The organism is Enterobacter cloacae complex sp. 2024EL-00711, from assembly GCF_047529885.1.
In the GTDB taxonomy this organism is placed as follows: domain Bacteria; phylum Pseudomonadota; class Gammaproteobacteria; order Enterobacterales; family Enterobacteriaceae; genus Enterobacter; species Enterobacter ludwigii.
Genome location: NZ_JBLIZC010000001.1, coordinates 609,578 through 623,731, shown reverse-complemented (window position 1 = coordinate 623,731; position 14,154 = coordinate 609,578). Strand labels below are relative to the sequence as shown.

The window sequence follows — 14,154 nt, the reverse complement described above, 5'->3', positions numbered from 1 at the left end:
CCGGGTCAGACCAGCGTGCGATAAAGGTCAGGCAGGGACGGGAAGGGTGATGTTGTGATATACCGGCCAGCTAAAGCAGAAGCGCGCGCCGCCGAGTGCGCTCTCTTCACAATGCACCGTGCCGCCCATCGCCTGCGCGATGGAGTAGACAATTGCCAGCCCGAGCCCACACCCCCCCGTGGCACGATCGCGGCTAGGGTCGAGGCGTACAAACGGCTCAAACACCGTTTCACGCGCTTCCGGGGCGATGCCCGGTCCGTCGTCCTCAACCGTCAGACAGGCCTGACTACCCTGTAAATCTAAGCCAATCTGCAGCGTGCTCTCGCTATAACGCATGGCGTTGTTCATCAGATTATCCAGCACGCGTTCCATCAGACGCATATCCAGTGCACCATAATCGCCGGGCGTGACGCGTGTCAGTAGCGTGCGTTGCGGGTTTACGCTCTGGACATCATCGATATGGGTTTGTAACCAGCCGGGCAGGTCCGGCGTACTGAGGTTCAGTTCGTTTTGCGGGCGATCGAGGCGCGCGTAGGTCAGGAGCTCCTCAATGAGGCCCTCAAGCTGACCAATGTCGCGGTTCAGCGCCTGAGACTCGGCCTCCGTCAGGTTTTCGCTCATCTCCAGCCGATAGCGCAGGCGCACCAGCGGCGTACGCAGCTCGTGAGCAATTCCGTCAATGAGTTGTTTTTTACTGATAATCAGCGCATTGATGTTATCGGCCATCTGGTTAAACGCCACGCCAAGACGTTCGAAGCTGGAACCGCTGTCGAAGTGAATGCGCTCGGTAAAATGCCCGTCACCAAAACGTTGCGCAGCTGATTCCAGTTTCAGCATGTCCTGCCAGTGTGGCCTCATCCAGATAAAGACCGGGAACGCGAGCGAAATGGCAATGAAAGCCAGCAGGGCAAGGTCCAGCAGGCGCATCTGGTGCAGATAATAGAGATAAGGTACCGGCCCCACGGCCAGAACGTAATGGCTCCGTGGAATGCGCTGGATAAAGGTATATTTCTCATCCAGCGCCACAATGTCCCCGTCACGCAGTCGCTGCATGGCGGGTGGCTCTAAATCGAAATCCTTCATCGGCTCGATGCGCAGATCAAACGACAGGTTCAGATCCAGCTCTTTTAAGGTCTTGGCCCAGTCGTGTGGCGGGATCTCTCGCAGCTCGCTGCGCATCAGGTAGAGCGAGCTTTTCATTAAATCATCCAGTGACTGCCTGCCCGCACGTTCGGCGGTGAATTTATAGACCAGTCCAACCAGCATGGTCATCACCAGGAAGCAGACAAACAGCAGGAGGTAAAACTGTACGAACAGCTTTTTCATTCAATCTCACCGAAAATCAATACGTTAACAACCTGCGTCGAAGACAAACACGCAAACCCAAACTAGTTACACATACCGCTCGGTTTTTTACGGGGCCCGCATTGTGAGTAATCCCACAGAACGTACCCTTTTGATTTCATACAGTCTTCTATTTTTTTGATCCTGGAATCCTGCTGTTCTATCGTTTCGCCCGGCAGCAGGCGGTTACGACTGAAGTTTTCGTCCCATGAATTGAGCGAATACTTTCGATCAACGCCGCAGGCGTACAAATCCTCACGGCGTTGTTGCACATTGGTATGGCCCGGGGTCCTGGGATTCTGGATAGTCTGAATATACGGAACATAGTCATAATGACTTGAATCCATATCTGCGACAACGCACCCGGTTAACCCAAAACAGCAGATCAGGCTGAGTGTTCTTATTTTATGCAACTGTCAGACCTCGTCTGCGTAATGTTTTAAACAGTGTCGTTCGGGGAACCGGCATCAGGTTTCCCAGGCGTGAGGCGCGAACAGATAGCCCTTGTTACGCACGGTTTTAATGCGGTACGGCTCAGTGGCATTATCCTGCAGTTTTTTACGCAGGCGCGAAATAGCCACGTCAACGCTGCGATCCATTCCGTCGTAGCTGACGCCGCGCAGGTTTTTCAGTAATGCATCGCGGTCCATGATCTGCCCGGCGTGGGTTGCCAGTTCCCAGAGCAGGTCAAAATCTGCGGTGGAAAGGGCGATAAGCTCGCCAGAAAGCAGAACCTGACGGTTAATCGGATCAATAGACAAGGTACCAAAACGCATCGCTTTGTGCGGGGTCAGCGACTGAGCAGGCGCTTCACGTTCAACGCTGGCACGCTGGCGTAAATGAAGGCGCAGACGAGCAAGGAGGACGGCAGGGGGCGTGGTTTTCAGAATGTAGTCATTGGCACCCATTTCGAGTGACAAAATATGGTTCATGTCGCTGTCCAGAGAGGTCAGCAGTACGATAGGGCCCTCCCACCGGGCGCGCAGATCGCGGCAGACCGTCATGCCATCTTTGCCGGGCAGCATAATGTCCAGCAGCACCAGGTCCGGGTTTTCACGTAAGACCACCTCTTCGGCACGATCGCCACGAGGCTCAACAATGACGTCCATATCATGTTTACCCAGATAGGCGGCGATCAATTGCCCCACTTCGGGCTCGTCTTCAACATAAACAATCTTATTCATACAACGTCTGTTATCGCGAAAAAAGCCAACATACACCGCACAACCTTAACGTTCCATTAATCTTTCATAATTAACGCCAGTTCCGTTATTCTGGCTCATAGTGTTATTTGATTGTTATAGGGAAAAAGATGGGGCTGGTGATAAAAGCCGCGTTGGGTGCGCTGGTGGTGTTACTGATTGGTATTCTGGCTAAAACCAGGAATTATTATATTGCCGGGCTGATCCCACTCTTCCCGACCTTTGCGTTAATAGCGCACTATATTGTCGCCTCAGAACGAGGCACGGAAGCATTGCGTACGACTATCGTGTTCGGGATGTGGTCGATCATCCCTTATTTTCTTTATCTGCTTTCACTCTGGTACTTCACCGGTTTTATGCGACTTCCCCTGGCGCTGAGCGGGGCCGTTGTCTGCTGGGGACTCAGCGCCTGGGTGCTTATCTTCTTCTGGAGCCGCTTTCACTAGCGCAGCGGTCGACCGCCGTCCACGGCAAAGGTTCTGCCAGTGACGTAGCAACTGGTGAGCAGATAATCGATAAGATCGATAACCTCTTTTTCACCTGGCGCAATTTTCATCAGCGATTTATTCAGCGCCTGCTGGCGATACTCCGCATCATCGTCTTCGTTGAATAAAATCATCGCCGGGGCGATGGCGTTCACCTTAACTTCAGGGGCAAGTTTACGGGCGAACGAGCGCGTCATGTTATCGAGTGCAGCTTTACTGGCCGCATAGGCGATGTGCTTGTCGCTGCCGCGCTCCACGACGTAATCGGTGAAATGAATAATATCACCCGCCGCATGTCCGTGACCGCGCAACAGGTCGAGCAGGGCATGGTTCAGCAGATAGGGCGCATTGACGTGGATCTGCAGCATGCAGGAGAGCGTTTCGCTGAGTGGCGTACCGGATTTTTCGGGAAGCCAGGCGCTGGCATTATGGATAATGGCGCGCAGCCCGGGGGTGGTAGATTTCACTTTATCAGCGAAGGCCAGAATACCGTCATCGGTTGAGAAATCGGCCTGAATGCAGATCGCACCGGCTTTGCGTAGCCCCTCAATCGAGGGATATTCGCTGCGGTAACTGATGATGACCGGATGGCGAAGATTGAGAAAGTGATGGGCAAGGGCGAGGCCGATACGACGGCCTCCACCAGTAATCAGTATTGGGCGTTGCTGCGCGTTTCCCATCGTGTTCTCCTTTTCAGTTCAACAATGGGAAAGGCGATTCTATCCCATTAACATCCAGGTTGCCGGTACGGCAGCAACCAGTAACAGCCCGATTAAGGCCATCTCACGGCGTCTAAGCGCGTTCTCTAACTGATGCGTGCGGCGGGCGTAGATAAACACCAGCAGACCCGGTGCATACAACACCACCGACAGCAGCAGATGCATAGGCCCGGAAGCATACAACAACCACAGGCCGTAAATACAGGCTCCGACACCCACCACATAGTGCGCCGGACGTGTGGCGATTTTTAACAGATACGCACCCACTAAGAAATAGGGTACCAGAATCATCTCCGAGGCGATGGTCAGCAGGGTGTTATAGTCTGAACCTGTGAGCCAGATCAGCACCAGACAGACCTGAACGCTGATGTTGGTCAGCCAGAGTGAGGCCGACGGCGCGCTGTTTTTGTTTTGACGAGCAAACAGGCGTGGAAATGCTTTGTGCGTTGCGGCCAGGAACGGCACTTCTGCCGCCATAATGGTCCAGCTCAGGTACGCGCCGCACACGGAGATAATCAGCCCCGCGGCAATCACCACGTCACCCCATGGCCCGAACATTTTCACCATCAGGCCCGCCATCGACGGGTTACGCATTTCGGCCAGTTCAGGACGCGCGACCACCCCCAGTGACAACAGTGTCACCATCAGATACACGCTCAGCGCCGCCAGTACCGCCAGCAGCGTGGCGCGACCCACATCGCGCTTATTCCGCGCCCGGGCAGAGACCACGACGGCCCCTTCAACACCGATGAAGACCCACAGGGTGATCAGCATGGTGTTTTTGACCTGCTCCCAGACCGGTACGCCCAGCGCGACACCGCTGAAATCGAGACTGAACACATCGAGACGGAACGCCATAAAGGCCAGCACGATAAACAGGCCGAGCGGAACCAGTTTGGCCAGGGTTGCCACCAGGTTAATGCTGGCCGCCGTCTGTACGCCACGTAGAATCAACCAGTGAACAACCCACAGCAGTACCGAGGCGCCCACAATGGACTGCCAGGTATTGCCGTCGCCAAAGAACCGCAGTTCAGGGGTATCGGTAAAGAAACTGAGCGCAGAAAAGACGATCACCAGGTAGGAGACGTTTGCGATGACCGCACACAGCCAGTAGCCCCATGCGGAACAGAAGCCAATCAGTTCGCCGAAACCTTCACGGGCGTAAGTGAAAATCCCCCCATCCAGATCCGGGCGGATGCGGGTCAGCAGCAGCATTGCGAACGCCAGCAGCAAAATCCCGGCACCTGTGATGCCCCACCCTATAAGCAGTGCGGCAGGGCTTGCGACCGCCGCCATATTCTGCGGTAAGCTGAACACGCCCGCACCCAGCATTGAGCTCAAAACGAGTGCAGTCAAAGCACTCAGGCCTAGTTTCTTTTCCATTGGCTTCCTGTTATGAAAGGTCCAAATCCAGAATAATTATTTCGCACAGGCGCATAAAAATGGTGGATCACACTAAGGCGCGGGATTTTACGGAGTGTCACGAAAGCATGCAATGACGTGGGGCCGAATTTCAAAAAAAAGTAACAAAAAGGCGGCATTGCGCCGCCTCGGGTCAACCGTTCTGTTACTTGTACAGGTCGGCGCTGATGGTCACGTTGTTACCACGTTCCTGCCACTGGCGGGTGATGTGGTAATACTTCGCCCCTTTCTTCGCCGCACGTTTCGCGACCTGATAAGAGACTTCCGTCATGTTGCCATAGTTGCCGGTAAATTTAATGCTGTCGAACGGCACCATCTGCGCTGCAGTGGCTTTGTTCAGCTCTTCAATTTTGGTTCCGTCTGGCAGGGTAACGGAGTAACGGCCACCTTTGGTGGATTGCGTTTCGAAGAAACGGCCCACTTCAGCGCTTGGTGCGGCAGAGGTGGCTACGCCTGGAATTTCCACTTTCTTCGCTTCTTCGCCGCCTTTTGCTATCGCCGCACGACCCGCTTCGGAATCAGCAGGGATGGCGTCCGGGCTTTGCAGAACGCGTTTTTTCGCATCTTCTTTATAGATGAACGCAGTAATGCGCTGGTTGCCACCCTGGTTAGCATCGACCTGACGCACGATAAAGAAAGAGTACGCGCCTTTTTCTTTTGCGGCTTTGGTGATGGCATCGTTCACTTCAGGTTGGCTGCGATAGAAGCCCTGCACGGTGACGGTGTCATAAGGTTCCAGCTCAATCGCCTGATCTTTTGGTAATTCAACGACGCCGTTAATCACGCGGTTTTTCGGTGCGTCAGCTTTCGGCGCATTGTCTTTATACAGCGCAATGGTCACGCGCTGGTTACCGCTGTTGCCGGAGTCAGACTGATCAACAACGTAAAACGAGGCCGCACCGTTTTTATCGGCGGCTTTTGATGCGGCGGCGACGGCATCGCCAATAGAATTATAACGACCCACAATGACCGTATGGTCAAAAGGTTTTAACGCTGCCGCTTGCTCCGGCGTTAACTCTGTCGCGGCATTCGCAGACAGGGCGGTCGCGGAGAGAAGTGCGGACGCCAGGAGTGTGTTCTTAAGCTTCATAAAAATAATCCTTCGCCTTGCGCAAACCATGTACTGGTATTGTTGTTAATTTGAGACGGTCCCGATTATGGCATTTAAAACCCGTCGCTGTCTGCGCCATTTTTCACAGCCTGTGCTCACTGAATCATCTGATTTGATAACATTTAGTGATATGTTGAAAAAACAGGCGTCTGACAAGCAAAACTGATAAAGCTTATGACTTTTACAAGTTAATTTAATGTTAATAAGTTGTTCTCTAATGGCGCTATATCATGTTTTTACCGCTTCGCTTGCGCTATTTATCGGTCTCAGCGATGAATTTAAGGTAAATATCACTGTCAGCGACGCAGATCACTTATTTTTCACAGATAAAGTAAGAAATAGTGTTTTCTGGCGGTAGATCACGGGCGTTATTTTCAGTAGGTTATAGAAAGTTTGTTACTGTTTTATTTTCTGGGGTTAATCATATGTCGTCGCTGTCCTGCTGGCGAAAGTTGATACAAACCGCGGGCATTTATCGACAAACCATCATCAAAAACCGATGGAAGGGAAAACTATGCGTATTGGGGTACCAAAAGAACGGTTAGCCAATGAAACCCGCGTAGCGGCAACACCGAAAACGGTGGAGCAACTGCTTAAACTGGGTTTTACCGTCGCAGTTGAACGCGGCGCGGGCAAACTGGCGAGTTTCGATGACGAGGCCTTTATTCAGGCTGGCGCGGAAGTGGTGGACGGTGCTGAAGTCTGGCAGTCGCCCGTTATTCTCAAGGTTAATGCGCCGGAAGAGAGCGAGATTGAACTGCTGAATCCCGGCACGACGCTGGTGAGCTTCATCTGGCCTGCACAGAATCCTGAGTTGATGGAGAAGCTGGCAGCACGTGGCGTGACCGTGATGGCCATGGACTCCGTGCCGCGTATTTCGCGCGCGCAGTCGCTGGATGCCTTAAGTTCCATGGCGAATATCGCCGGTTACCGCGCGATTGTTGAGGCGGCGCATGAGTTTGGTCGCTTCTTTACCGGTCAGATCACCGCGGCAGGGAAAGTGCCTCCGGCGAAAGTGATGGTGATTGGCGCGGGCGTGGCGGGTCTTGCGGCTATCGGCGCAGCAAACAGCCTGGGCGCTATCGTACGCGCTTTTGACACCCGTCCTGAAGTAAAAGAACAAGTACAAAGTATGGGTGCCGAATTCCTTGAGCTGGACTTCAAGGAAGAAGCGGGCAGCGGTGACGGTTACGCGAAGGTCATGTCCGAAGCTTTTATCAAAGCGGAAATGGAACTCTTCGCCGCGCAGGCAAAAGATGTCGACATCATTGTCACTACCGCGCTTATCCCCGGTAAACCCGCGCCGAAGCTGATTACCCGTGAGATGGTTGACTCAATGAAGTCGGGCAGCGTGATCGTCGACCTGGCGTCGCAAAACGGTGGCAACTGTGAATACACCGTGCCAAATCAGGTGACCACAACCGCTAACGGCGTGAAGGTGATCGGGTATACCGATTTGCCGGGCCGTCTGCCAACGCAGTCTTCTCAGCTGTACGGTACCAACCTTGTTAACCTGCTGAAACTGCTCTGCAAAGAGAAAGACGGCAACATCACCGTTGATTTTGACGATGTTGTTGTGCGTGGCGTAACGGTGGTGCGTGAAGGCGAAATCACCTGGCCTGCGCCACCGATTCAGGTGTCCGCGCAGCCTCAGGCGGCACCGAAAGCGGCGCCTGAGCCTAAAGAGCCAGCTAAACCGGCTTCTCCGTGGCGCAAGTACGCGATCATGGCGCTGGTCATTATTCTGTTTGGCTGGCTGGCAGATGTCGCGCCGAAAGAATTCCTCGGCCACTTTACCGTCTTCGCGCTCTCGTGTGTGGTGGGGTACTACGTCGTGTGGAATGTCTCTCATGCTCTGCATACGCCACTGATGTCGGTCACTAACGCCATCTCCGGGATTATCGTGGTCGGGGCGCTGCTGCAGATTGGCCACGGCGGCTGGGTAAGCTTCCTGAGCTTTATCGCGGTGCTGATCGCCAGTATCAATATTTTCGGTGGGTTCACCGTGACTCAGCGCATGCTGAAAATGTTTCGTAAAGGCTAAGGGGTAGCATATGTCTGGAGGATTAGTCACAGCCGCATACATTGTTGCTGCAATCCTGTTTATTTTCAGTCTGGCGGGACTTTCCAAACACGAAACGTCTCAGCAGGGAAATAACTTTGGTATCGCCGGGATGGCGATTGCGCTGATTGCCACCATCTTCGGGCCGGACACCGGCAACGTTGCATGGATCCTGGTGGCGATGATCATCGGTGGCGCGATTGGTATTCGCCTGGCGAAACGCGTTGAAATGACCGAGATGCCGGAGCTGGTGGCCATTCTGCACAGCTTCGTGGGGCTGGCGGCGGTGCTGGTGGGCTTCAACAGCTACCTGTACCACACACCCGGTCTGGAACCGATTCTGGTCAACATCCATCTGACGGAAGTGTTCCTCGGCATCTTCATTGGTGCGGTGACCTTCACCGGCTCAATTGTCGCGTTCGGCAAACTGCGCGGTAAGATCTCTTCTAAACCGCTGATGCTGCCAAACCGTCACAAGCTGAACCTGGCGGCGCTGGTCGTGTCCTTTGTGCTGCTGGTGGTCTTCGTGCGCACTGAAAGCGTGGGCCTGCAGGTGCTGGCGTTACTGGTGATGACCCTGATTGCTCTGGCCTTTGGCTGGCACCTGGTGGCCTCCATTGGTGGTGCCGATATGCCAGTGGTTGTCTCCATGCTGAACTCCTACTCCGGTTGGGCCGCGGCGGCAGCTGGCTTCATGCTGAGCAACGATCTGTTGATCGTCACCGGTGCGCTGGTCGGTTCTTCTGGTGCGATCCTGTCTTACATCATGTGTAAGGCGATGAACCGTTCGTTTATCAGCGTTATCGCGGGTGGCTTTGGTTCTGATGGCTCCTCAACCGGTTCTGACGAAGAAGTGGGTGAGCACCGTGAGATCAGCGCGGAAGATACCGCAGAGATGCTGAAAAACTCACACTCGGTCATCATTACCCCAGGCTACGGCATGGCGGTGGCGCAGGCTCAGTATCCGGTTGCGGAGATCACCGAGAAACTGCGTGCGCGTGGTATCAAGGTTCGCTTTGGCATTCACCCGGTCGCGGGACGTCTGCCAGGCCACATGAACGTGCTGCTGGCGGAAGCGAAAGTGCCTTACGACATCGTGCTGGAGATGGATGAGATCAACGATGATTTCACCGATACCGACACCGTCCTGGTTATTGGTGCCAACGACACCGTTAACCCGGCGGCGCAGGACGATCCGCGTAGCCCAATCGCCGGTATGCCGGTTCTGGAAGTGTGGAAGGCGCAGAACGTGATTGTCTTCAAACGTTCCATGAATACCGGTTATGCAGGGGTTCAGAACCCGCTGTTCTTCAAAGAGAACACGCACATGCTGTTTGGCGATGCAAAAGCCAGTGTCGATGCGATTCTGAAATCGCTGTAAATCAGCGACAAAAAAACCGCCGGAAACGGCGGTTTTTTTATGTCTGAACTTAGTCGTCTTCCGGGTCGTCCAGTTCAACCGGTGTCTGATACTCATCCGGCTTGATGACCAGCAGGTCACAGCGCAGATGGTCGATCACCTGTTCGGCGGTATTGCCCAGGAACGCGGCAGAAATACCGGTCCGGCCAATGGTACCCAGTACCACAATCCCCGCCTGCAGATGTTCTGCTAAATCCGGGATCACCTCTTCAGGCAACCCTTTTTCCACATGTGTCATTTTCTCATCGATGCTGAATTTCTGGCGTAACGCCTTCATGGCCAGCAGGTGCTGCCCCCGGATCGCATCGTTATACACGCTCGGGTCAAATTCAGGCAGCTCGATAGCAATATTAATCGGTGTTACCGGGTAAGCGCCCACCAGATGGACTTCAGTGTGGTTAACCTGCTCGGCAAGCTGGATCGTCTCCTTGACCAGCTTTTCATTGAGCGAATTGTGGTAATCCTCCTCGCTCGCCAGGTTGACAGCCACGACGGCCTTGCCGCCTTCTGGCCACGGCTGGTCTTTTACCATCCACACCGGGCAAGGGCATTTACGCAGCAGGTGCCAGTCGGTAGGGGTAAAGATCACGGATTCCAGCTTGTCGTGCTGGTGCGCCATTTTCAGCAACAGGTCGTGCCCACCGGCGACCACTTCCTGGATAATGGCTTCGAAAGGTCGGTTATGCCAGACCACTTTAATATCGATAGGAACACCCGCTTCCAGGTAATATTTGGCCTGTTCACGGATCCACGCGGTACGCTGGCTGATCACTCCCTGACGCATTGCGGTGCGTTCGTCAGGCGACAGAAGGGTGGTCATCTCATATGAGAAGTCATAGATCGGCAAAAACGCTTTGATTTTGCCACCAATCCGTTGATGTAGATACACAGCACGTCGTAATGCCGGCTGATCGTCCTGGTTAGGATCGATAGCCACCAGCATGTTTTGATACTTTGCCATACAGGTCTCCTTACTACTGTCACCACAGTCTGTAATTAAAAGAGTAACCTATATATCTTGAATGAAACAGGGGGGAAGTTTTTGTCAGATCAATAAATCATGAAAATCTGTCACAGAAAAAGAACCGTTGTCGTTACCGCGATAAAGGCAATCAGCAGCAGTACCATCACCGCAATCGCAAACGTCGTTGAATCCTATACGTAGGTTTTTTCTTCACCCTTCATTGGCCCGACAAGCATGATCCAGATGAATATGAAGGTCACTGAGGCGATAACGACTGAAACGAAAAATAAACTTTCTCTCAATTCATAACCTCAACAAGAACCTTTCAGGGACTGAGTGGGGCGGTGCCAGGGAAACGTGGTGAAACGGAAGTGGTGACGTACCAGACCAATAAATCATAAAAATTTATCGGCCTGGCATCAATCATGCGGAGGCGTTATGCCACGTTGCGGGAGTGACCGGCAAGAACGGCCAGAGCTTCACCGTTTTCGATGGTAATGTATTTACCCTTAACGGCCAGCATTCCGCTTTTCTGGAAACGACCCAGCAGGCGGCTGATGGTTTCCACGGTCAGGCCCAGGTAGTTACCGATATCGCCACGCGTCATGGTCAGACGGAATTCACGCGGGGAGAAACCGCGCTCCGCGAAGCGGCGTGAGAGGTTATAGATAAACGCGGCCAGGCGTTCTTCTGCATTCTTTTTGGAAAGCAGCAGAATCATGTCCTGATCGCCTTTGATCTCACCGCTCATCAGACGCATCATCTGCTGACGCAGATTGGGCATTTTGCCTGAGAGATCGTCCAGCGTTTCAAACGGGATTTCGCAAACCATTGAGGTTTCCAGCGCCTGAGCAAAGCTCGGGTGATGGCCAGTACCGATGGCATCAAAGCCAACCAGGTCACCCGCCAGATGGAAGCCGGTAATCTGCTCATCACCCTGTTCAGTGATGGTGTAGCTTTTGATGGTGCCAGAACGGATAGCATAGAGCGATTTCAGTTCGTCTCCCGCTTTAAATAGCGTCTGCCCTTTCTGAATAGGCTTTTTGCGCTCGATGATATTATCAAGCTGATCGAGTTCATGCTCATTCAGGGTAAACGGGATACAGAGCTGGCTGATGCTGCAATCCTGGCAATGGATAGCACAACCGCCAGACTGAATGCGTCGTATAATTCGCTTTTCCGGGATCATAGGTTTGCTCAAGCCTTAATTGATATTGGTCAATTTTAACATCTTTTTGGTAAGTACGTAAGCCTGCCAAACCATCAATAAGGACAAGAGACGGCAACCTGTAGCCATCTTCTTGAAATTCCACAGCTTGATTATGGATTTTTAGCCTAACCGGAAGAAAATTAAGCACTAAAAGCCTGGAAACTAGAGCAGGAGATACCCCTCGTGACGCAGTAACCACTCCTTGCGCTGCACGCCACCGGCATAGCCGGTCAGGGTGCCGTTGCGGCCAATCACGCGGTGGCAGGGGACCACAATACTGACGGGGTTAGCGCCATTTGCCGCGCCGACCGCGCGGGCCGCGCCGGCACGGCCGAGTTGCCCGGCGAGCTGGCCGTAATGCATGACCTGTCCGCACGGAATACTGCGCAGCGCCTGCCAGACTTCGCGCTGGAAAGGTGTGCCTGCCGTGGCGGTCGGTAGGGTGTCAATGATGCTGAGATCGCCCTCGAAGTACGCCGTCAGTTTGTCGCTCAGGCCGCCGGGGTTGGTGGCGCTGATACGTTCATAACCCTGCGCGCGATAGTGCACGTTGAGCAACGTGTCCATCCTGTCGCTGTGTTCTTCCCACTCAACGGCGCGCAGACAGAACTGCTCGTCTGCAATCACCCACAGTGGACCAAGCGGCGTGGCAATTTTATCTTCGAGTAATCTCAGCATCGTGAATCCTTTAGTGCAGCCTTGGGTAAATCCCCGGCCCAATCGGCAGACCGACAAGATACCATGCCACCAGCATCACCAGCCATACCCCTAAAAAGATAAGCGGATAGGGTAAAACCAGCGAATAGTAGGTACCCAGTTTTGCCTCTGGTTTATAGCGCTGCAGGAAGCCTAAAAACAGCGGAACAAACGGCGAGACCGGTGCCAGCGGGATGACGGAGGAGTCTGCGATACGGAACAGGATCTGAGCAAACGCCGGGTGGAACCCCAGCATCATAAACATCGGCACAAAGATGGGGGCCAGAATCGACCAGATAGCCGAGCCGCTGGCGATAAACATGCACAGCAGTGACGACAGCAGCGCAAGGCCGACAAATGCCGGGACGCCGCTTAACCCCGCCGCTTCCAGCGCATCGGTCAGCCCCACGGCCATAAATTTGCCCATGTTGCTCCAGTTAAACATCGCCACGAACTGCGCCAGCGGGAACACCATCACAATAAAGCCCGCCATCTCTTTCATGGGTTCGATCATCAGCTGCGGCAGATCGCCCTGACGGCGAATTTTGCCGGTGGCGATCCCATAGGCGAGCGAAACGACAAAGAAAAACAGAATAATCAGTGGCACAATGCCCTGAATAAACGGCGAGGGGAGAACGGTATGTTTAACCGGATCGCGCAGGATGCCGTTTTCCGGTACTACCATCAGCGCGACCGCGGCAATAAACGCCAGCGAGACCACGCCTGCCACGCGCAGGCCAACACGTTGTTCTTTACTCAGCGTCTCCAGCTTCTCATCGCTTCGGCCTTCCCATTTCCCTAAACGCGGCTCAATGAGCTTATCGGTAATCAGTCCGCCCACCAGGGTCAGTAGGACCACCGAGCTGGCCATAAAGTACCAGTTGTCGATGACGCTGACGTGCATCGCGGTGTCGATGGTTTTGGCCGCCTCCGTGCTGATGCCTGAGAGCAGGACATCGGTGGTCACGATCAGCAGGTTGGCGGTAAAGCCGCAGCCTACGCCCGCAATCGCCGACAGCAGACCCGCCACGGGATGGCGTCCGACGGCGAGGAAAATCAGAGCGCCCATGGGCGGCATGATCACCAGCGCAGCATCAGAGGAGATGTGGCTAAAGAAGGCGATAAACAGCACCATGTAGCTGGCGTAACGTGCGCTGACGTGGGAGGCCATTTTCACCATCAGCGCCGGTAACAGACCGACACGCTCGGCAAGCCCGGCGCCCAGTACCAGCGCCAGAATGGCCCCCAGCGGGGCGAAGCCGCTGAAGTTTTTAACCACATTCGGTAAGAACCAGTGCAACCCTTCGACACTCAACAGGTTCTTGACCGCCACCATACTGCCATCGGCCGGACTGCGCACGCTGACATCAAAGGCGGACAGCACCGCTGTCGCCACCATCAAAACCACGATCAACCAGATAAAAAGCAGGAAAGGGTGCGGCACTTTATTGCCGATCCTTTCAACCCAGCCATAGAGCTTACCGGATGGGGAATGCGAAGGTATGGAAGACATACTCAT

12 protein-coding genes are annotated in these 14,154 nt (G+C 54.0%); 3 read left to right on the top strand and 9 right to left on the bottom strand.

Translation table 11 applies throughout. The annotated features are described in order from the left end of the window. Window positions 1-27: 27 nt before the first annotated feature. The gene (gene rstB / locus ACMVME_RS03040) at window positions 28-1,326 is read right to left on the bottom strand and encodes a two-component system sensor histidine kinase RstB (protein WP_059306021.1); all 1,299 of its coding nucleotides are present in this window, start codon (window positions 1,324-1,326) and stop codon (window positions 28-30) included. Between the two features lie 485 nt (window positions 1,327-1,811). Continuing rightward, window positions 1,812-2,528 (bottom strand): two-component system response regulator RstA, encoded by a 717-nt coding sequence (rstA, locus tag ACMVME_RS03035; protein ID WP_025204337.1) that lies wholly within the window; start codon window positions 2,526-2,528, stop codon window positions 1,812-1,814. Between the two features lie 128 nt (window positions 2,529-2,656). Here rstA and ACMVME_RS03030 point away from each other — a divergent pair, with 128 nt between their 5' ends. Further along, a complete protein-coding gene (locus ACMVME_RS03030; protein ID WP_020884312.1) occupies window positions 2,657-2,992 on the top strand; it encodes a GlpM family protein in 336 nt (111 codons plus the stop codon). On the opposite strand, the gene folM is transcribed toward ACMVME_RS03030, so the two are convergent. From folM to ydgH, 3 genes are all read right to left on the bottom strand, one after another. Then, on the bottom strand, window positions 2,989-3,711 hold the full coding sequence (folM, locus tag ACMVME_RS03025) for a dihydromonapterin reductase (RefSeq protein WP_020884311.1): 723 nt from the start codon (window positions 3,709-3,711) through the stop codon (window positions 2,989-2,991). The two genes, ACMVME_RS03030 and folM, sit on opposite strands and share 4 nt — an antisense overlap. A 39-nt stretch (window positions 3,712-3,750) precedes the next feature. Then, window positions 3,751-5,133, bottom strand: coding sequence for an amino acid permease (locus tag ACMVME_RS03020; RefSeq protein ID WP_068794555.1), 1,383 nt, complete (start codon window positions 5,131-5,133; stop codon window positions 3,751-3,753). 184 nt (window positions 5,134-5,317) lie between these two features. Further along, window positions 5,318-6,262 carry a DUF1471 family protein YdgH gene (ydgH, locus tag ACMVME_RS03015; protein ID WP_020884309.1) on the bottom strand — a complete coding sequence of 315 codons (945 nt, stop codon included), beginning with the start codon at window positions 6,260-6,262 and terminating at the stop codon, window positions 5,318-5,320. 535 nt (window positions 6,263-6,797) lie between these two features. Between ydgH and pntA the strand changes: the two genes are divergently transcribed. Together pntA and pntB are read left to right on the top strand one after the other, a co-directional pair. Beyond that, window positions 6,798-8,327, top strand: a complete 1,530-nt coding sequence (gene pntA / locus ACMVME_RS03010) for a Re/Si-specific NAD(P)(+) transhydrogenase subunit alpha (RefSeq protein WP_020884308.1) — start codon at window positions 6,798-6,800, stop codon at window positions 8,325-8,327. A gap of 10 nt (window positions 8,328-8,337) precedes the next feature. Further along, window positions 8,338-9,726, top strand: a complete 1,389-nt coding sequence (gene pntB, locus ACMVME_RS03005) for a Re/Si-specific NAD(P)(+) transhydrogenase subunit beta (protein WP_014169826.1) — start codon at window positions 8,338-8,340, stop codon at window positions 9,724-9,726. A gap of 49 nt (window positions 9,727-9,775) precedes the next feature. On the opposite strand, the gene uspE is transcribed toward pntB, so the two are convergent. The 4 genes from uspE to abgT form a co-directional block, all read right to left on the bottom strand. Further along, window positions 9,776-10,726, bottom strand: coding sequence for a universal stress protein UspE (uspE, locus tag ACMVME_RS03000; protein WP_014169827.1), 951 nt, complete (start codon window positions 10,724-10,726; stop codon window positions 9,776-9,778). Window positions 10,727-11,165: 439 nt separating this feature from the next. Then, entirely contained in the window at window positions 11,166-11,918 is a 753-nt protein-coding gene (gene fnr, locus ACMVME_RS02995) for a fumarate/nitrate reduction transcriptional regulator Fnr (RefSeq protein ID WP_014070017.1), read from the bottom strand. Between the two features lie 183 nt (window positions 11,919-12,101). Next, a complete protein-coding gene (gene ogt / locus ACMVME_RS02990) occupies window positions 12,102-12,617 on the bottom strand; it encodes a methylated-DNA--[protein]-cysteine S-methyltransferase (protein WP_020884306.1) in 516 nt (171 codons plus the stop codon). A gap of 10 nt (window positions 12,618-12,627) precedes the next feature. Continuing rightward, entirely contained in the window at window positions 12,628-14,154 is a 1,527-nt protein-coding gene (gene abgT / locus ACMVME_RS02985; RefSeq protein WP_020884305.1) for a p-aminobenzoyl-glutamate transporter, read from the bottom strand.